This window comes from Streptomyces sp. PL-29 (assembly GCF_058344425.1).
Map to the genome: position 1 here is coordinate 4,959,985 of NZ_CP136996.1, position 19,587 is coordinate 4,979,571.

The 19,587-nt window shown below is 71.4% G+C and carries 18 protein-coding genes; 12 read left to right on the top strand and 6 right to left on the bottom strand.

The features are described 5' to 3' along the window. The first annotated feature begins 39 nt into the window (after window positions 1-39). Complete coding sequence (locus R4Z63_RS22985; protein WP_384445561.1) at window positions 40-579, top strand: MarR family winged helix-turn-helix transcriptional regulator; 540 nt, start codon at window positions 40-42, stop codon at window positions 577-579. On the opposite strand, the gene glgX is transcribed toward R4Z63_RS22985, so the two are convergent. Beyond that, window positions 545-2,743, bottom strand: a complete 2,199-nt coding sequence (glgX, locus tag R4Z63_RS22990) for a glycogen debranching protein GlgX (RefSeq protein ID WP_384445618.1) — start codon at window positions 2,741-2,743, stop codon at window positions 545-547. The genes R4Z63_RS22985 and glgX overlap by 35 nt on opposite strands. 378 nt (window positions 2,744-3,121) lie before the next feature. Here glgX and R4Z63_RS22995 point away from each other — a divergent pair, with 378 nt between their 5' ends. The 10 genes from R4Z63_RS22995 (at window position 3,122) to R4Z63_RS23040 (ending at window position 13,970) form a co-directional block, all read left to right on the top strand. Beyond that, window positions 3,122-4,318 (top strand): L,D-transpeptidase, encoded by a 1,197-nt coding sequence (locus tag R4Z63_RS22995; RefSeq protein WP_384445620.1) that lies wholly within the window; start codon window positions 3,122-3,124, stop codon window positions 4,316-4,318. A gap of 136 nt (window positions 4,319-4,454) precedes the next feature. Continuing rightward, a complete protein-coding gene (locus R4Z63_RS23000) occupies window positions 4,455-6,620 on the top strand; it encodes a choice-of-anchor A family protein (RefSeq protein WP_384445563.1) in 2,166 nt (721 codons plus the stop codon). A gap of 31 nt (window positions 6,621-6,651) precedes the next feature. Then, window positions 6,652-7,494, top strand: coding sequence for an MSCRAMM family protein (locus R4Z63_RS23005; protein WP_384445565.1), 843 nt, complete (start codon window positions 6,652-6,654; stop codon window positions 7,492-7,494). A gap of 133 nt (window positions 7,495-7,627) precedes the next feature. Then, window positions 7,628-8,296: a L,D-transpeptidase family protein gene (locus R4Z63_RS23010; protein WP_384445622.1), complete on the top strand. Its 669-nt coding sequence runs from the start codon at window positions 7,628-7,630 to the stop codon at window positions 8,294-8,296. A gap of 123 nt (window positions 8,297-8,419) precedes the next feature. Beyond that, a complete protein-coding gene (locus R4Z63_RS23015) occupies window positions 8,420-9,658 on the top strand; it encodes a L,D-transpeptidase (RefSeq protein ID WP_052031256.1) in 1,239 nt (412 codons plus the stop codon). 96 nt (window positions 9,659-9,754) lie between these two features. Further along, the gene (locus tag R4Z63_RS23020; RefSeq protein WP_384445567.1) at window positions 9,755-10,522 is read left to right on the top strand and encodes an enoyl-CoA hydratase/isomerase family protein; all 768 of its coding nucleotides are present in this window, start codon (window positions 9,755-9,757) and stop codon (window positions 10,520-10,522) included. A gap of 242 nt (window positions 10,523-10,764) precedes the next feature. Beyond that, window positions 10,765-11,277 carry an ATP-binding protein gene (locus R4Z63_RS23025; protein ID WP_037928057.1) on the top strand — a complete coding sequence of 171 codons (513 nt, stop codon included), beginning with the start codon at window positions 10,765-10,767 and terminating at the stop codon, window positions 11,275-11,277. Window positions 11,278-11,639: 362 nt separating this feature from the next. Continuing rightward, window positions 11,640-12,452, top strand: coding sequence for a polysaccharide deacetylase family protein (locus R4Z63_RS23030; RefSeq protein WP_384445570.1), 813 nt, complete (start codon window positions 11,640-11,642; stop codon window positions 12,450-12,452). Further along, entirely contained in the window at window positions 12,449-13,636 is a 1,188-nt protein-coding gene (locus tag R4Z63_RS23035; protein WP_037928059.1) for a YncE family protein, read from the top strand. Before R4Z63_RS23030 ends, R4Z63_RS23035 begins: the two co-directional genes overlap by 4 nt. 121 nt (window positions 13,637-13,757) lie before the next feature. Beyond that, window positions 13,758-13,970 (top strand): EF-hand domain-containing protein, encoded by a 213-nt coding sequence (locus R4Z63_RS23040; RefSeq protein ID WP_037928061.1) that lies wholly within the window; start codon window positions 13,758-13,760, stop codon window positions 13,968-13,970. Window positions 13,971-14,016: 46 nt separating this feature from the next. Here R4Z63_RS23040 and R4Z63_RS23045 read toward each other — a convergent pair whose 3' ends face one another. After that, entirely contained in the window at window positions 14,017-14,574 is a 558-nt protein-coding gene (locus tag R4Z63_RS23045) for a PadR family transcriptional regulator (RefSeq protein WP_037928062.1), read from the bottom strand. A 112-nt stretch (window positions 14,575-14,686) separates the two neighbouring features. On the opposite strand from R4Z63_RS23045, the gene R4Z63_RS23050 reads away from it, so the two are divergent. After that, window positions 14,687-15,418 (top strand): flavodoxin family protein, encoded by a 732-nt coding sequence (locus R4Z63_RS23050; protein ID WP_037928064.1) that lies wholly within the window; start codon window positions 14,687-14,689, stop codon window positions 15,416-15,418. A gap of 49 nt (window positions 15,419-15,467) precedes the next feature. Here R4Z63_RS23050 and R4Z63_RS23055 read toward each other — a convergent pair whose 3' ends face one another. From R4Z63_RS23055 to gcvH, 4 genes are all read right to left on the bottom strand, one after another. Further along, window positions 15,468-15,968, bottom strand: coding sequence for an AMIN-like domain-containing (lipo)protein (locus R4Z63_RS23055; protein WP_037928066.1), 501 nt, complete (start codon window positions 15,966-15,968; stop codon window positions 15,468-15,470). A gap of 151 nt (window positions 15,969-16,119) precedes the next feature. Further along, window positions 16,120-17,502, bottom strand: coding sequence for an L-serine ammonia-lyase (locus R4Z63_RS23060; RefSeq protein WP_384445573.1), 1,383 nt, complete (start codon window positions 17,500-17,502; stop codon window positions 16,120-16,122). 338 nt (window positions 17,503-17,840) lie between these two features. Continuing rightward, on the bottom strand, window positions 17,841-19,097 hold the full coding sequence (gene glyA, locus R4Z63_RS23065) for a serine hydroxymethyltransferase (protein ID WP_037928070.1): 1,257 nt from the start codon (window positions 19,095-19,097) through the stop codon (window positions 17,841-17,843). Between the two features lie 15 nt (window positions 19,098-19,112). Beyond that, window positions 19,113-19,493, bottom strand: a complete 381-nt coding sequence (gene gcvH, locus R4Z63_RS23070; protein ID WP_384445576.1) for a glycine cleavage system protein GcvH — start codon at window positions 19,491-19,493, stop codon at window positions 19,113-19,115. Window positions 19,494-19,587 lie beyond the last annotated feature (94 nt).

Here is a 19,587-nt window from a genome sequence, read left to right on the forward strand (position 1 = left end):
GAAATATCTGCTGCGTCGCAGCGCGCCATAATGGCGCGCATGGGCAGAGAGGCGGCCGAGGGCCGTGACCGGGCGCCGGCGACGGACCCCGCCGAGGACTCCGTCGACCGGCACATCGCCCGGTGGGCCGGCAAAGTCCCCTTCGACGTGCCCACCGAAGCCGTCATCACCCGCATCCAGCTCCTCGCCAAACACGTCTCGCACGGCAAGGAGCGCGCCCTCGCCGAGACCGGGCTGCAGGCCTTCGAGTTCGAGACGATGCACCGGCTCGCCTCCCGCGGCGCACCCTGGCGGGCCCCCTCCGCCGAGCTCGCCGCCGAACTGCTGCTCTCCCCGGCCGGGATGACCGGCCGCCTCGACACCCTGGAGAAGTCCGGCCTGGTCCGCCGGCTGCGCGCCCCCGCCGACCGCCGCCGGGTCGACGTGGAGCTCACCGAGGAGGGTCACCGGCGATGGTCCGACGCCATGCGCTGGCGCGGCATCGCCGAGGCCGAGATGATCGATCCCCTCGACGACGCCGAACGCGACGCGCTCGCCGGTCTCCTCAAGCGGATGCTCCTGGCGGTCGAGACCCGCTGACCTTCAGCAACAGCACCGAGCGGGCCGGTACGGTCAGGCTCTCCCCGGCGCGGTGCCGGGTGCCGGGCACGGCGGCCTGCTCCTCCAGGGAGGTGTCCAGGACCAGTTCGTACTCCTCGGCCCACGGCGACCCCGGCAGCACCCACGCCGCCGCCCGGTCGCCGGCGTGGAGCAGGACGAGGAAGCTGTCGTCCGTCACCTGGCGGCCCCGCTGGTCACGGCCCGGGATGTCCCGCCCCGACAGGTACATCCCGAGCGCGGCCGCCGGGGCGTACCAGTCCCGTTCCGTCATCTCCACGCCCGCCGGCGTGAACCAGGCCAGGTCGCGCAGCCCGTCCGCGCCCTGCGGTCGGCCCGAGAAGAACGCTCGCCGCCGCAGCACCGGATGGGCGTGGCGCAACGAGATCAGCCGGGCCGTCAGCGCCAACAGCGACTGCCACGACGGATCCTCCAGCAGCGACCAGTCCACCCACCCCGTCTCGTTGTCCTGGCAGTAGGCGTTGTTGTTGCCGCCCTGGGTGCGGCCGAACTCATCGCCCGCCACCAGCATCGGCACCCCGGTCGACAGCAGCAGCGTGGTCAGCAGGTTGCGTAGCTGGCGGCGGCGGAGCGCACCGATGCGGGCGTCGTCGGTCTCGCCCTCCACCCCACCGTTCCACGAGCGGTTGTCGTGGGTCCCGTCCCGCCCTCCCTCGCCGTTCGCGTCGTTGTGCTTGCGCTCGTAGGAGACCAGGTCGCGCAGGGTGAAACCGTCGTGCGCGGTGACGAAGTTCACCGAGGCGTAGGGGCGGCGCCCGCCCCACGCGTACAGGTCGCTGGACCCCGACAACCGGTACCCGAGGTCGCGTACGTCGGGCAGGGCGCCCCGCCAGAAGTCCCGCACGGCGTCCCGGTAGCGGTCGTTCCACTCGGTCCACAGCGGCGGGAACGCCCCCACCTGGTAGCCGCCCGAACCCACGTCCCACGGTTCGGCGATCAGCTTCACCCGCCGCAGCACGGGGTCCTGGGCGATCACCGCCAGGAACGGGGACAACATGTCCACGTCGTGCATCGAGCGGGCCAGCGCCGCGGCCAGGTCGAAGCGGAAGCCGTCCACCCCCATCTCCGTGACCCAGTAGCGAAGCGAGTCGGTGATGAGCCGCAGCACGTGCGGACGCCCTGCGTGCAGGGTGTTGCCGCATCCCGTGTAGTCGGCGTACCGGCGCTGGTCGGACTGGAGCCGGTAGTAGCCCCGGTTGTCGAACCCGCGCAGCGACAGCGTGGGGCCCAGCTCGCCCGCCTCCGCCGTGTGGTTGTAGACGACGTCGAGGATCACCTCGATCCCGGCCGCGTGCAGCGCCCGCACCATCCGCTTGAACTCGCCGACCTGCTGCCCGGCCGTACCGCTCGACGAGTACCCCGCGTGCGGGGCGAAGTAGCCCACCGAGTTGTAGCCCCAGTAGTTGCGCAGCCCCTTGCGCAGCAGGTGGTCCTCGTGCGCGAACTGGTGCACCGGCAGCAGCTCCACCGCCGTCACGCCCAGCTTCACCAGGTGTTCGACCGCCGCCGGATGGGCCAGGCCCGCGTAGGTGCCGCGCAGCTCCTCGGGAACACCCGGATGGCGCATCGTGAAACCGCGCACGTGCAGCTCGTAGATCACCGAATCGGCCCAGGGCGTCTTCGGCCGGACGTCGTCCGCCCAGTCGTCGTCATCCTGCACGACCACGCCCTTGGGAACGAACGGAGCCGAGTCCCGGTCGTCGCGCACGGTGTCCGCGATGTACTGCTGCGGCCAGTCCCGCACGTGCCCGTACACCTCGGGCGGCAGCGTGAAGTCCCCGTCGACGGCCCGCGCGTAGGGGTCCAGGAGCAGCTTCGCCGGATTGTGCCGGACCCCCGTCCAGGGATCCCAGCGGCCGTGCACTCGGAAGCCGTACCGCTGCCCCGGGCGCACGCCCGGCACGAAGCCGTGCCAGATCTCGTGCGTGAGCTCCGTCAGGACGCAGGCCGTCTCGGCACCGTCCTCGTCGAAGAGGCACACCTCCACCGCCTCCGCGCCCTGCGCCCACACGGCGAAGTTGGTGCCCGCGGTCCCGTCCGGACCCTGGTGGAAGCGGGCCCCCAGGGGATGCGAGGACCCCGGCCACACCGCGGGGGCCGGGCGCGCCTGCGCCGCGGCGACCAGCCCCCTGACCTGGCCGTTGGTCCGGTCGTCCGGCCGTCCGTTCGGCTGATGGCCCAGTGGGCCGCCCGGTCGGCCGTCGACGTGCGGTACGGGCGGCGCCTGCCCGCTCCCTACCGTTCCGACGGCGTTGCTGACGGCTTCCACCGCCTCCTGCTCGGCTGCGCTCGACACTGCCCGCCTCCACGGCTCTTCGGTACCTGCGGGGGGAGGGGGAGTGTGTGGCCCCGGCGTCCCGGCCCGGGCCCGCCCCCGTCTGGTCCTTCCCACTGTTCTGCCCGGACTGTTCTGCCCGGAACGTGGACCGCGCTCACGTTTCCCCCGGAGGACCCGGTCGTTGGAGGAGACGTGACACTTCTGACGAGGCGGGCAGGGGCGGGAATGGCCGCCGTGGCGGTGTGGGCGGGCCTGCTGGCCGGGTCGGCGGGCTGCACCCGGGACGGAAAGTCGCCCGTCGAGATCCAGCTCCCCGGCAGAGTGCGCTCGCCGGACGAGGCCATCCGCATCACCCCCGGCGACAACGCCAAGGACGTCCCGGCCGACGGGCGGCTGACGGTCACCGTGCCCGAGGGCCGGCTGGAGCGGGTGAAGGTGACCAAGGTGGAGGACGCACAGGCGGAGGAGGTTCCCGGCGCCATCGCCGCCGACGGGCTCAGCTGGAGCCCCACCCCGCAGGCCGGCCGGCTGGCCCTCGCCGCCAAGTACACCGTGGACGCCGTCGCCCTCGACGGGCACAACCGCCGCCAGGCCCGTCACACCACCTTCACCACCTACGTCCCCGAGGAGCGGTTCATCGGCTACTTCAAGCCGGAGAACCGCTCCACCGTCGGCACCGGCATGATCGTCTCCTTCAGGTTCAGCCGCGCCATCGAGCGGCGCGCCGAGGTGGAGCGCGCCATCCGGGTCACCTCCGACCCGGCCGTGGAGGTCGCCGGCCACTGGTTCGGCAGGGAACGCCTCGACTTCCGGCCCAAGCAGTACTGGAAGCCCGGCACCAAGGTCACCGTGCAGGTGGCCCTGCGCGACGTCGAGGGCGCCCCCGGCTCGTACGGGATCCAGTCCAAGACCGTCACCTTCACCGTCGGGCGCTCCCAGATCTCCACCGTGGACGCGGCCGCCCACACCATGGAGGTGCGCCGGGACGGGGAGCTGTTGTCGACCGTGCCGATCAGCGCCGGAGCGCCCAAGACCACCACCTACAACGGGAAGATGGTGGTGATGGAGCTCTTCGACGTCACCCGGATGAACGGCCAGACCGTCGGGTTCGGCGGCGAGTACGACATCCCCGACGTCCCCCACGCCATGCGGCTGACCAGCTCCGGGACCTTCCTCCACGGGAACTACTGGTCAAGTCCCGACACCTTCGGCACCACCAACGTCAGCCACGGCTGCGTGGGACTGCGCGACGACAAGGGCGGCGGCTCCGACACCCCGGCGGGCTGGTTCTTCGACCGGACCCTGATCGGGGATGTGGTGGAGGTCGTCAACTCGCAGGACAAGACGGTCGCCGCCGACAACGGACTGGGCGGTTGGAACATGTCCTGGGCGGACTGGGTGGCCGGCTCCGCCGTCGGCTGAACGGCGCACGGCCTCCCCGCAAGAGTGACTCGTGTGATCAAAATGCCGTAGCGCAGAGTGTCCGCGCCGCCTGCCGCCGATCCCTGCCCCCAGCCTGTCAGGGCAGATCAGGGCAGCAGGGAACGGACGGAGCGTCATGCAAGCAAGGAAGTGGACCCTCGGGCTCGCGATCGGCGCCGTGCTGGCCGCCGCGACCCCCGCGGCCGGCGCCCCCGCGGCCGGCGCCGACCGGCCGGTGGCGGCCCGGGCGCCGTTGCCCGGCGGGCTCGGTCCGTGCGTCCCGGGCAACTGCCCGGTCCCGTACCCACCGGTCAACAGCGACGGCGTCCTGCGCGGCCGGGACAACGGCATCAACATCTTCGCCGGCGGCGACTTCCGGGTCCGGGGGAGGGCCTCCGAGGCCGAGGGCCGCCTCGTCGTCCTCGGCGACTTCGACCAGGACAAGCTGGCGGGCGGCGACAGCCGCTACAACGTCGGGATCGTCGGCGCCGGATCGCTCGTGCCGCCGCCCGACGGGGCCGACTTCCTCACCACCGGCGGGGACGTCACCGTCGCCGAGGGCGAACGCCTCCTCGCCGACGGCGGTGTGGTCCGCCACGCAGGCGCGCTCACCGGCGTGGTGACCGGTCGCCTGGCCCCCGACCCGGCCGCGGTCACCCCGTACGCCGGACTGCGCGACCGGCTCAGCGCCGCCAGCCAGTGCTACGCCCGGGTCGACGGGCGGCCCCGCCCGGCCACCGGCACCGTCGTCAACAGCGGCTTCGAGACCCTGTTCACCGGCGACGGCACCTCGGCGCTCCAGGTCTTCAACGTCGACGCGAACCTCGTCGGCAACGGGGGCGGCCAGCAGGGCATCCGGTTCGCCCGCATCCCGGCGACGGCCACCGTCCTGGTGAACGTGCTGGGCGCCACCCGCACGATCAACACCTACAGCGGCGGCATCGCGGACACGGATCCGCTCAACGCCTACCGCGACCGGCTGCTGTGGAACTTCCCGGACGCCACCACCGTGAACCTGACCGGCGGCGGCCAGTTCCAGGGCAGCTTCCTGATGGGGCAGCAGAGCTCCGAGACCACGATCACCCTGCCCGGCATCAACGGCCGCTTCTTCACCACCGGCTCCGTCACCCACGGCAGCGACACCACCGGGGGCGGCGGCCAGGAGTTCCACGCCTACCCCTTCAACGGGAACCTGCCCGACTGCGGCGGCCCCGTCCCGGTGACCGGTGCGGTCTCCGTCCTCAAGCGGGACGGAGCGACGGGCGCGGCGCTCGCGGGAGCGCGGTTCGAACTGTGGCGGGAGAGCAACGGCACCGCGGGCCTGCAGACCACCGGCCCGGGCGCCGACACCCTGGTCGCCGGGTGCACCACGCCGGCCGACGGCCTGTGCGAGCAGACCACCGGGCTCGGCACGTACTACTGGCGCGAGACCCAGGCGCCCCCCGGCTACGAGCTGCCGGACCAGCCGGTCCACGAGCTGACGCTGACCGCCGAGAACGCGCAGGCCGGCGTCCGCCACGAGGCGGACAACCGGCGCACCCCCGAGCCGCCGGACGGCGCCCGGGTGGTGCTGCGCAAGACGGACCGGGAGACGGGCCTGCCGCTGGCCGGAGCGCGGTTCGAACTGTGGCGGGAGAGCAACGGCACCGCCGGGCTCCAGCCCGTCACCCCGGGCGGTGACACCCGGCTCGACGGCGCCTGCGTCACCGACGCCCAGGGCACCTGCACCGTGGAGCTGCCGGTCGGCCGGACGTACTACTGGCGGGAGACCGCGGTCCCGGCCGGATACGAACCGCCGCAGGACCCGGTCACGGCCTTCGACCTGACCCAGGGCGACGTGGCCGACGGGATCGTCGTCGCCGTCCCCAACACCCGGAGCGAGCGGTACGAGGGCTCCATCCGGGTCCTGAAGAAGGACGCCAAGACCGGGCGGCCGCTGCGTGGCGCGGTCTTCGAGGTGTGGCAGGAGACCAACGGCACCGCCGGCCTGCAGACCCGCGGCATCAACGCCGACCGCCGGGCCGCGGACGGCTGCGCCACGGACCGCGGCGGGGTCTGCGACTTCGGCCCGCTGCCCGAGGGCTGGTACTACCTCGTCGAGACGGCCGTGCCCGAGGGCTACGCGCTGCCCGCCGACCGGGTGACCGGGCCGCTGCGGCTGGACGGCGGCACCCCGGACCGGCGGCTCGTGGTCACGCTCCGGAACGAGCGCGACAGCCACGGCAAGGGCAAGGGCGAGCACGGCAAGGGCGAGCACGGCAAGGGCGAGCACCCGAAGGACGCGAAGGGTCCCCGGGACTGACTCCCCGGCCCAGTACGACGGACGGAGCGACATGAAAGCCAGGACGACGGCGGTACGGCCCATCGGTCTCGCCACCGCGGTGGTGTTCGCCGCGGCGGGCCCGGCCCTTGCCGCTCCGCCGGCGGCACCATCACCCGGCACCGCCCGGGTGGTGCTGCGCAGCACGGACGCGGACACCGGAACACCCCTGCCGGGGGCCCGGTTCGAGCTGTGGCGCGAGACCAATGACCGGGCCGGCCTCCAGAGCACCGGCCCGGCCGGCGACGAACGGCAGGCCGCCGGCTGTGCGACCGGCGCGACGGGCCTGTGCACGGTGGAGCTGGCGACGGGCGAGACGTACTACGCGGTGCAGGTCGCGGTCCCCACCGGCTACCAGCGGCCCGACGAGCCGTTCGCCGGCTTCGACCTGCGCGAGGCCGCCGCCCGGGAGGGGCTCGTCGTCAACGTTCCCAACCGCAGCCGGGACGCTGTCTATAGCGGCGGGATCCAGGTCCGCAAGCGGGACGGGAAGACCGGTGCGCCGCTGCACGGCGCGGTGTTCGAGATCTGGAAGGAGACCAACGGCACCTCCGGCCTGCAGACCGCGGGCCTCGACGCCGACCTGCGCCCGAGGGCCGGCTGCGCCACCGACGCCGACGGCACGTGCGACTTCGAGGGGCTCGCCGACGGGTCGTACTTCCTGGTGGAGAAGGACGTCCCCGAGGGCTATGTGATGCCGGGAAACCCGGTGGCCGGCCCCTGGCGGCTGGACGGCGCATCCGGCCGCCGGATCGTCCTGACCGTCTACAACAAGCGTGCCGAGCAGATCCCCACCGTGGGCGCGGACGACGGCCGCCGGGCCCGGACCGCGCGCTCCGGTGCGCCGCCGGAGTGACCTCCTCACCCCGGCGGCGCAGCAGCGCGCGCCGTACCCCGGCCTCCCGGGTTGGCTGGTCCGTGACCGTCGCGTTCACAGACCGGAGGAGGCCCGGATGGCCGTACGTCACAGGAGCGGCCCGATAGCGCGGATGGCCCTGCTCGGCACCCTGCTCGCACTGTCGGGGCCGCTCGCGGTCCCGGCGGCCGCCGCGGCGGAACCGGAGAGCGCGTGCACCGCGGGCACCGGCCCCTACCAGCGGGAGCTGGAGGACCACCTGGGCCGGCCGGTCGACGGGGTGCAGTCCACCGCGGACTGCTACGCCGTCCGCGCCTTCCAGCGCACGAACGGCATCAGCCCCGCCGACGGCTACCCGGGAGTCGCCACCTATCGCACGATGCTCGTCGTGACGGCCCGCCCCGACCCCAACGCCGCGGGCGACTGCCCCGAACGCGAACACCGCGTCACCTGCGTGGACCTGGACCGCCAACTGCTGTGGGTGCAGAGGGGGGCCAGGATCGTCTTCCCGCCCGTGCCCATCCGGACCGGGCGGGACTACCAGGAGACCCGTACCGGCTGGCACGAGGTGTACTGGCGCAACAAGAACCACGTCTCCACGCTCTACGGCACCCCCATGCCGCACGCCCAGTTCTTCGACGGGGGCCAGGCCCTGCACGGTTCACCCGGCTCCCTCTACACCACCGGCGGTTCGGCCGGCTGCGTCAACCTCACCGAACCGGACGCGGCACGCCTGTGGGACCTGCTGACCGAGGGCGACGCCGTCTACGTGTGGGGCACTAAACCGGGTACCGAGGACTGATCCGCAAGCCGTCCCGGCGGGCTCAGGGCACTTGGGACGGAACGGTGACACGACCGTGGCTCAACGTAATCCTCCCGTGTGATTTCCTTTCGGCATGCGCGCGACCGTCCGTGCGCGGGGGACATGGGGAGAGCACGAGTGAACCTGCAGCCGATACGCGGCCGCGCCCGGGCGGGCCTGCCGGCCCTTCTGCTGGGAGCGGCCCTGCTGTTCACCACCGCCTGCGGCGGTGGAGGCGGAAAGGGCAACGGCAGCGGCAGCGACAACGCCGGGGGTGGGGGCCGGACCGGTACCGAGGCTTCGACGGCTGTCGTCAGCGTCAAGCCCGACGACGGGGCCAAGGAGGTCGCCACCAGCGGCGTCCTGAAGATAACGAGCACCGGTGGCAAACTCAGCACCGTGACCGTCGCCGACACCAAGGGCAACGCGGTCGAGGGCAAGCTCTCCGACGACGGCGCGAGCTGGGAACCGGTCCGCCACCTGGCCTCGGCCACCGAGTACAAGGTGCACGCGGTCGCCAAGGACGAGGCCGGCCGGGAGTCCGCCAAGGACACCACCTTCACGACCCTCACCCCGACCAACACCTTCGTGGGCCACTACACGCCCGAGGACGGCTCGACCGTCGGCGTGGGCATGCCCGTCTCGATCAACTTCACCCGTGGCATCACCAACCCCGAGGCCGTCGAGAAGGCCATCACCGTGACGGCCGAACCGGCCGTGCCGATCGAGGGCCACTGGTTCGGCAACGACCGCCTCGACTTCCGCCCCGAGAACTACTGGGCCGCGGGCACCAAGGTCACCGTCAAGCTCGCCCTCGACGGCGTCGAGGGCCGCCCGGGGGTCTACGGCAAGCAGACCCGTACGGTCACCTTCACCATCGGCCGCTCCCAGATCTCGACGGTCGACGCGGCCGCCCACACGATGCAGGTCGTCCGTGACGGCCAGGTCCTCAAGGACCTCCCGATCACCGCGGGGGCCCCGTCGACCACGACCTACAACGGCCAGATGGTCATCAGCGAGAAGTACAAGGTCACGCGGATGAACGGCGCGACCGTCGGCTTCGGCGGCGAGTACGACATCTCCGACGTCCCGCACGCCATGCGCCTGTCGCAGTCGGGCACCTTCGTGCACGGCAACTACTGGGCCCCCTCCAGCACCTTCGGCTCGGCGAACGTCAGCCACGGCTGCGTCGGGCTCAAGGACGTCCGCGGTGCGGGTGACTCCAAGCAGCCCGCTGCCTGGTTCTTCAACGAGTCGCTGATCGGCGACGTGGTCGTCGTGAAGAACTCCAAGGACAAGCAGATCGCCCCGGACAACGGCCTCAACGGCTGGAACATGCCGTGGGCGGAGTGGATCGCATAGCGGTCCCGCGCACGACGCGCACGTGATCCGGGTGGCCCGGTGCTGTGACCCACGGCACCGGGCCACTTCACGTTAACCGGCGCTAACCTGACCCGTATGACCATCTCTCTCGAAGTCTCCGAAGGCGTCGGCACCATCCGCCTGGACCGGCCGCCCATGAACGCCCTGGATATCGCCACCCAGGACCGGCTGCGCGAGCTCGCGGTGGAGGCGGCCGACCGGGCCGACGTCCGTGCGGTCGTCCTCTACGGCGGCGAGAAGGTGTTCGCGGCGGGCGCGGACATCAAGGAGATGCAGACGATGGACCACGCGGCGATGGTCGTCCGGTCCCGCGCCCTCCAGGACGCCTTCACCGCCGTCGCCCGCATCCCCAAGCCCGTCGTCGCGGCGATCACCGGCTATGCGCTGGGCGGCGGTTGCGAACTCGCGCTGTGTGCCGACTACCGGATCGCCGCCGACAACGCCAAGCTCGGCCAGCCCGAGATCCTGCTCGGCCTGATCCCGGGCGCGGGCGGCACCCAGCGGCTGTCCCGGCTGGTCGGCCCCTCCCGGGCCAAGGACCTGATCTTCACCGGCCGCATGGTCAAGGCCGACGAGGCGTTCACGCTGGGCCTGGTCGACCGGGTGGTGCCCGCCGGCGAGGTCTACGAGCAGGCGCACGCCTGGGCGTCGAAGCTCGCGCAGGGGCCCGCGATGGCGCTGCGCGCCGCGAAGGAGTGTGTGGACGCGGGCCTGGAGGCCGACATCGACACCGGGCTCACCATCGAACGCAACTGGTTCGCGGGCCTGTTCGCCACCGAGGACCGTGAGCGCGGCATGCGCAGCTTCGTCGAAGAGGGCCCGGGCAAGGCGAAGTTCGTCTGAGCCGGCCGGGCGGTCCTCCCTGGGGGTGGATTAGCCAGGCCTTAAGGCAACCTTAAGGAGAATGGCCGATCAACTCGCCGTGATCATTTTCACGTGGTGCGTCACACCAGGTCAGGGCCCGGTTTCGGGTCGTCCTGCCGCCTCGCGCGCAGGACGGGGCACCCCCTTGGATTTGTTGAATCCGGGGGGTGTTTTCCTGTGGAACGGCCCGGAGGGGCGGGGCGGCCCTCCATGATGGGTGCATGGCGGGCCTGGAGGGTGTGGAACAGCCGCGGCAACGCGGTGGTGCTTCGGCGGTACGGCTCACTACGGCCGCCGAGGAGGAACAGGGCCTCAAGGCGTTGGAGCTGTACGGGAACCCGGCCGAGGCGGAAGTGACGCTGCCGTCCCTGCCGGAGTCGGCCGGAACCGCGCGTCGGCTCACCCAGTGCGTGGTGATCCGCCTCTGGGGCCTCTCGCCGCAGATCTCCGAGCACGCCGTCCTGCTGGTCTCGGAACTCGTCGGCAACGCGGTCCGCCACACCGGCGCCCGCTCCTTCGGCTTACGCATGCTGCGCCGACGCGGCTGGGTCCGGGTGGAGGTGCGCGACCCCTCGCGCGGACTGCCCTGTCTGATGCCGGTGCACGAACTGGACACTTCCGGCCGCGGTCTCTTCCTCGTCGACAAGCTGTCCGACCGCTGGGGTGCCGACCTGTTGCCCCGCGGGAAGATCACCTGGTTCGAGATGCGGGTGGCCGATCGCCAGAATGCCTGAAGCCCCCGGCTCGCCGTGTGGGCGCTGTGGGGGCTTCATGGGTGCGCCGAGGATCGAAGGGGGTGTGATCCTCGGCGTGGTGACTTCGCTCGGGTCAAGGGGAAGTCGTGGCTCCGACTATGACAGACGAGGGCTCGAACGCCAAAAGTCCCTACTTGGACATAAGTGTGCAAATCGCAAGAGTTTCTCTCTAAATCCTAGGTGAGGTGGGCCACTCACCTCGCATTCGATGAATAACTATCGACTGCTCTGAGTAAATCGTTGATCACGTGGCGGATGGGGGGCTCGCTCCGCCTCATCCATGAACGCCGCAAAATGGGTCAATCATTACCTTCCGGGCTATCCGCCCCTTAAATGGGCAGGTGCTCTCACAACCAGGCCGCCGCGCGGCCCTGCGTGCCGCTCTGCGGGCAGCCGGTCTCGGCGCGGCCGGCGCCGCGGCCGCCGGCCTGGCCGCCGGCTGCGGCCCGGGCCGCCCGGCCGCCGGGCCCTCCTCGCCACCCCCCGCCCCGTCCCGCCCGGCCAAGCCCGCCCGGGCGCCGGCCCCCGCCGTCCCGCGCCGGTTCGCGGGGCAGCCCGTGGAGATCGGCCACGGTCCGCGCGACCGCGCCCGGGTCGCCCTCACCTTCCACGGCAACGGGGAGCCCGCCCTCGCGCGCGCGGCGCTGGACGAGGCGGAGAAAGGGGGAGCGCGCGTCACCGTCCTGGCGATCGGCTCCTGGCTCGACGCCCACCCCGGCATGGCCCGCCGGATCCTCGACGGCGGTCACGAACTCGGCAACCACACCCAGCGCCATCTCGCGATCAACGACATGGCCGAGGCGGAGGCCTACGCCGAGATCACCGACTGCGCCCAGCGCCTCAAGCGGCTCACCGGCTCCATCGGCACCTGGTTCCGTCCCTCCGGGACGCAGTACGCGACCCCCCTGGTCCAGAAGCTGGCCCAGCGGGCCGGCTACCCGCACGTCCTCTCGTACGACGTCGACTCCCTCGACTTCACCTCGCCCGGCGCCGCGGCCGTCACCCGCAACGTCACCGGGACGATCCTGCCCGGATCCGTGGTGAGCCTGCACTTCGGCTACGCGGACACGGTCGACGCGTTGCCTTCCCTCCTCGAAGAACTCGCGCGCCGCAAGCTGCGCGCGGTGACCACCACGGAGCTGCTGACGCCATGAAGACCAACCGCCTTCCCCGGAATACCGGCGTGCTGCTGGCCGCTCTGGTCCTCGCCGCCCTGGCCGGCTGCGGGTCGGCCGGAAAGGGGCCCGCCGAGGCGCTCGGCACCAAGGGCCCGGCCGCACCCGCCAAGGCCGTACCGGCCGCCCCGCCCGGGCTGCCCGGAATGCCGCCCCTGCTGGATCCGAACGACGTCTACGCGGCGGACCGGCCGGGCAAACTCTCCCCGGTGGTCAAGGACTTCCCGTCCCGCGTCTACGTGCCGAACACCAACTCCAACACGGTGTCCGTCATCGACCCGGAGACCTACCAGGTCATCGACACCATCCCGGTCGGGGTCCAGCCCCAGCACGTCGTCCCCTCCTGGGACCTGAAGACCCTGTGGGTCAACAACAACCGGGGCCACACGCTCACGCCGATCAACCCTGCGACCGGCGAGGCCGGCAAGCCCGTCGAGGTGCACGACCCGTACAACCTGTACTTCACGCCCAACGGCAAGTACGCGGTCGTCATGGCTTCGATGGACCAGGAGCTCGTCTTTCGCGACCCGCACACCATGGACCGCGTGAAGACCGTCCCGGTGACCTGTTACGGAGTCAACCACGCCGACTTCTCCGCCGACGGCCGCTACTTCATCGTCAGCTGCGAGTTCTCCGGCGAACTCCTCAAGGTCGACACCGAGCGGATGGAGGTCGTCGGCCAGCAGAAGCTGCCGTTCGAGGGCGCGATGCCCCAGGACGTCAAGGTCTCCCCGGACGGCAAGACCTTCTATGTGGCCGACATGATGGCGCACGGCATGTGGGTGCTCAGCGGCGACACGTTCGAGACGCCCAAGCTGCTGCCCACCGGCGAAGGCTGCCACGGGCTCTACGTGAGCCGCGACTCCAAGGAGATGTACGTCTCCAACCGCGGCGAGGGCACCATCTCCGTCTACAACTTCCCGCAGAAGAAGCTCACCAAGAAGTGGACGCTGCCGGACGGCGGCAGCCCCGACATGGGAGGCGTCTCCGCCGACGGCAAGGTGCTGTGGCTGTCCGGGCGCTACGACTCCGAGGTGTACGCGATCGACACCGTGACGGGCAAGCAGCTCGCCCGGATCCCGGTGGGCGGTGGCCCCCACGGACTCGCCGTCTACCCGCAGCCCGGCCGCTACTCGCTCGGCCACACCGGCATCTTCCGGTAGGCGGGATCCCCGGCCGCCGCCGGTGCGGCCGGGGAGCGGAGGGCCCGGCCCCGGGGCGTCCGCCCGACAGGGGTGGCGCTACCCTGGGCCGGTCAGCAAGCACCAAGAAGGGGTGGACCCAGTGGCGGACATCGAGAGCGCACGGGCTACGTTCGACAGGTTCGACGTGAACGGTGACGGCTTCGTCACGGCCGACGAGTACAGCGCCGCGATGCGCGCGATGGGCGACGTCCACGTGACCCCGGCCGTCGCGGACTCCGTCGTCGCGGCCAAGGACGCCAACGGCGACAAGCTGCTGAGCTTCGACGAGTTCTGGGCCTCCCTGAACAAGTAGTCCCCGGCCTCCCGCCCGGCCCCCGAGGCCCGGGCGGGAGTACGCGTCAGACGGACGGTCCGGGCGGGTCCTCCATGTCGCCGACCTCGGCGAGGGCCTCCTCCAGCCAGGTCAGCCAGAACGTCTCCAGGGCGATCCCGCCGTGCAGCACGAGCCGGCGCAGCCGGTCCGCCACGGCGTCGCGCCCCGGCGGGAAGTCCTTCTCCTCGATGGCCTCGTACTGCGCCAGCTGGCGCCGGTGCAGGTCCAGATGACGCCGCAGCTCGGGGCCGAGGCCCTGTGGCCCCACCACGCCGGCCGCCCGGATTCGCAGCAGCAGCGGATCGCGCATCGGCTTCGGGTCCTGGCTCTCCGCCACCCACCGGGCGAGCTCCGTGCCGCCCGCGGGCAGCACCTCGTACTCCTTCTTCTGACCCCGCACGGGCGCCTCGCTCGGCAGCGCGCGGATCAGCCCGGCCTCCTCCAGCCGCCCGAGCTCGCGGTAGATCTGCTGGTGCGTCGCCGACCAGAAGTACCCGATCGACTTGTCGAACCGCCGGGTCAGCTCCAGCCCGGACGAGGGCTTCTCGAGCAGGGCGGTGAGGATGGCGTGCGGCAGGGACATGCCGCCATCCTAGGTTCGCCGCGGTCCGGGCAGCGCGACCACCTCCGCACCACCCTCCCCGTACGGGCCAGGCCCGGTGGCGGGCGCCCGGCACGCTGCGCAGGCTGGGTGCGTGACTGCCGACGAGAACACCGCGAACCGCCCGCACTACGCCGACCTCACCGCCGTCTACGTCAACTGCACGCTCAAGCGCTCGCCCGAGACCAGCAACACCGAGGGCCTGATCGACAAGAGCCGAGCGGTGATGGAGTCCGCGGGCGCCCGCACCTCCCTCATCCGTGCCGTCGACCATGACATCGCGACGGGCGTCTGGCCGGACATGACCGAGCACGGCTGGGAGAGCGACCAGTGGCCCGTCCTCTACAGCCAGATCATGGACGCCGACATCCTGGTCCTGTGCGGGCCCATCTGGCTCGGCGACAACAGCTCCGTGATGAAGAAGGTGATCGAGCGGCTCTACGCCTGCTCCTCGCTGCTGAACGAGCACGGCCAGTACGCCTACTACGGCCGGGTCGGCGGAGCGCTGATCACCGGGAACGAGGACGGCGTCAAACACTGCGCCATGAACGTCCTCTACAGCCTCCAGCACCTCGGCTACGCGATCCCGCCGCAGGCCGACGCGGGCTGGATCGGCGAGGCCGGCCCGGGCCCGTCCTACCTGGACCCCGGCTCGGGCGGCCCCGAGAACGACTTCACCAACCGCAACACCGCCTTCATGTCCTGGAACCTCATGCACCTGGCGGCGCTGCTCAAGCGCTCCGGCGGCATCCCGGCGCACGGCAACCAGCGCTCCCTGTGGGACGCCGGCTGCCGCTTCGACTTCCCCAATCCCGAGCACCGATGAGTCCGGGCCCGGGGCGCGAAGGCCTCGGGCCGGGCCGTCCGCGGCCGGTTCAGTGCGCGATGTCCACCACGAACCGCTCGGGCGAGTGCAGGCTGTAGGCGCGGTAGTACGGAAGGGTGTCGAAGGCGGCGCCGAAGGTCACGTACCCCTCGTAGTCGCCCGTCATGGCGAGCCCCTTGAGCTTGGTGAGGTAGATCCTCTGAAGCTTGGGGCCGTGGTACACGCTCTCGCCCGCGTCGTCGTGCGCGGCGGCGGGGTTGAGCCTGATCTCCAGGAAGTACGTCCCGGCCAGAGGCACGGGCTTGCCGGAGCCGTCGTACCTCAGCTGTGCGACGGGCGTGACGGTCACCGTGGGCGTGTACCCCTCCAGGTCGACGACGATCCGGTCGTATCCGGAGTGCCCGCCCCAGCGGGCGTTCACGACGAGCGGGGTCGGGACCTCGGTGGAGGCGAGTGAGGAGGCGGAGGCGGGCGAGGCGAACGCCAGTCCGGCGGCGAGCAGCGCGCCGGAGGCCAGAGCCACGAACCGCCGGAGACGTGTGTGGATCATGTTGTCCCCCCGATTCTCAAGAGACGGGGACTGATGGCACCACCTGGGACGCCGCTCCGGGCTCCTCCGGTTCCACCGGGTGGACGGTGTACCGGACGCCGCAGGGGCTCGGCGCAACCCGCGCCGGGCCCCTGCGGTCACCAGGAGGGCATCAGCACTCGATGACGTTGACCGCGAGGCCGCCGCGGGCGGTCTCCTTGTACTTGACCTTCATGTCGGCGCCGGTCTCCTTCATGGTCTTGATGACCTTGTCGAGGGAGACCTTGTGCGAGCCGTCGCCGCGCATCGCCATCTTGGCGGCGGTGACGGCCTTGACCGCGGCCATGCCGTTGCGCTCGATGCAGGGGATCTGGACCAGTCCGCCGACCGGGTCGCAGGTCAGGCCCAGGTTGTGCTCCATGCCGATCTCGGCGGCGTTCTCGACCTGCTCCGGCGTGCCGCCCAGCACCTCGGCGAGGGCGCCGGCCGCCATCGAGCAGGCCGATCCCACCTCACCCTGGCAGCCGACCTCGGCGCCGGAGATCGACGCGTTCTCCTTGAACAGCATGCCGATCGCGCCCGCGGCGAGCAGGAAGCGGACCACGCCGTCCTCGTCCGCGCCCGGCACGAAGTTCATGTAGTAGTGCAGCACGGCCGGCAGGACGCCCGCGGCGCCGTTCGTCGGGGCCGTCACGACCCGGCCGCCCGCCGCGTTCTCCTCGTTGACCGCCATCGCGTAGATCGTCGTCCACTCGCTGCGGTGCATCATCGGGTCGCCCTCGGTGCGCAGCTGGCGCGCCGTGGAGGCGGCGCGGCGCTTGACCCGCAGGCCGCCCGGGAGGATGCCCTCGCGGGACATGCCGCGCGAGACGCAGGACTGCATGACGCGCCAGATCTCCAGGAGGCCCTCGCGGATCTCCTCCTCCGTACGCCAGGCCTTCTCGTTCTCCAACATCAGGGAGGAGATCGACAGGCCGGTCTCGTCGGCCAGCCGCAGCATCTCGTCACCGGAGCGGAAGGGGTACTTCAGCACCGTGTCGTCGAGCTTGATCCGGTCCTCGCCCACCGCGTCCTCGTCGACGACGAAACCGCCGCCGACCGAGTAGTAGGTCTTCTCCAGCAGAGGGGTGCCGGCCTCGTCGTACGCGAAGAGCGTCATGCCGTTCGCGTGGTACGGCAGGGACCGCCGGCGATGCAGGATCAGCTGGTTCGGCTCGTCGAAGGCGATCTCGTGGACGTCGCCTATCTCCGCCCCGAGCAGCCGCAGGCGGCCGCTCCTGCGGATGCGATCCACCTCGTCGTCCGCCGTCTCCACGTCCACGGTGCGGGGGGAGTGGCCTTCCAGACCGAGCAGCACGGCCTTGGGCGTGCCGTGGCCGTGGCCGGTCGCGCCGAGGGAGCCGAAGAGCTCTGCCCGCACGGAGGCCGTCTGGGCGAGCACGCCGTCCTTCTTCAGTCGCGTCACGAACATGCGCGCGGCGCGCATCGGACCGACCGTGTGGGAGGAGGAGGGACCGATGCCGATGGAGAAGAGGTCGAAGACGGAGATGGCCACGGTGGCGGACTCCCTTGTCTGCTCGTGGGGTGGGAGGGGGCAGGAGAGGCGGATTGTTCAGATTTTGTCCGACAGACGAGCTTAACGCGGTGCGGTGAACGTCCTGGCTGCCGGACGAGGTGGGAAGGATTACGTGGACAGGTCGGGAAGGTGTCCACTCGCGCCGCGGGGGCGCGGCGCCGGGCCCCGCCGGCTGCCGGAGACCGGCCCCGGCGCCGGGCGGCAGGGGTGTCCGCCCGCCCGGGGCGGGTGCCGGACGCGCCGGGGTGGACGCCGGCGGGTACGGGAAGGGCCCGGCCCGTGCGCAGACGACGAGGCCGGGCCCTTTCGCGCCGCCGCTAGAGCGACGGGTACAGCGGGAACTTCGCGGCGAGCGCCGAGACGCGCGCCTTGAGGCCCTCGGCGTCGTACGTCGGCTTCAGCGCCTGCGCGATGATCTCGGCGACCTCGGTGAAGGCCTCGGCGTCGAAACCGCGGGTGGCGAGGGCCGGCGTGCCGATCCGCAGACCCGAGGTCACCATCGGCGGCCGCGGGTCGTTCGGGATGGCGTTGCGGTTGACCGTGATGCCGACCTCGTGCAGGCGGTCCTCGGCCTGCTGGCCGTCCAGCTCGGAGTTGCGCAGGTCGACCAGGACCAGGTGCACGTCGGTGCCGCCGGTGAGGACGTCCACGCCCACGGCCTTGACGTCGTCCTGGACCAGGCGGGCGGCGAGGATCTTCGCGCCTTCCAGGGTGCGCTCCTGGCGCTCCTTGAACTCGGGCGAGCCCGCGACCTTGAAGGAGACGGCCTTGGCCGCGATCACGTGCTCCAGCGGACCGCCCTGCTGGCCGGGGAAGACCGCAGAGTTGATCTTCTTGGCCAGTTCCTGCGTCGACAGGATGACACCGCCGCGCGGACCGCCGAGGGTCTTGTGCGTGGTGGTGGTGACGACGTGGGCGTGCGGCACCGGGTTCGGGTGCAGGCCCGCGGCGACCAGACCGGCGAAGTGCGCCATGTCGACCATCAGGTAGGCGCCCACCTCGTCCGCGATGCGGCGGAAGGCGGCGAAGTCCAGCTGGCGCGGGTAGGCGGACCAGCCGGCGACGATCAGCTGCGGCTTGGACTCCTTGGCGAGGCGCTCGACCTCGGCCATGTCCACCTGGCCGGACTCGTCCACGTGGTAGGGGACCACGTTGTAGAGCTTGCCGGAGAAGTTGATCTTCATGCCGTGGGTCAGGTGACCGCCGTGGGCCAGATTCAGGCCCATGATCGTGTCGCCCGGCTTGAGCAGCGCGAACATCGCGGCGGCGTTCGCCTGCGCACCGGAGTGCGGCTGGACGTTCGCGGCCTCGGCGCCGAACAGCGCCTTGATGCGGTCGATCGCGATCTGCTCGACCACGTCGACGTGCTCGCAGCCGCCGTAGTAGCGGCGGCCCGGGTAGCCCTCGGCGTACTTGTTGGTGAGGACCGAGCCCTGGGCCTCCATGACGGCGACCGGAGCGAAGTTCTCCGACGCGATCATCTCCAGGGTGGACTGCTGGCGCACGAGCTCCGCGTCGACGGCTGCGGCGACGTCGGGGTCGAGCTCGTGGAGAGGGGTGTTCAGTACAGACATCAGGATCCCCTGGGGTCAGTTACCGGCGGTGAGCGTGGTGTACTCCTCGAAGGAGAGCGCGTCCTTGGGCTCCTCGGAGAGGCGGACCTTGAACAGCCAGCCGCCCTCGAACGGGGCGGTGTTCACGAGCGCCGGGTCGTCGACGACGTCCTGGTTGGCCTCGACGATCTCGCCGGAGACCGGGGAGTACAGGTCGCTGACCGACTTGGTCGACTCCAGCTCGCCGCAGGTCTCGCCCTCGGTCACGGTGTCGCCGACCTCGGGGAGCTGGGCGTAGACGACGTCACCGAGCGCGTTGGCCGCGAACTCCGTGATACCGACCGTCGCGACGCCGTCCACGACGTCCGACAGCCACTCGTGCTCCTTGGTGTAACGCAGCTTCTCGGGGTTGCTCATGGCCTGATTCTCCTGGATGCGGGGGAGTGGATACGAACTGCGGTCTTGGGTACTGAGACGACGCCGTACGGCTGCCCGGACGGCGGACGTCGTG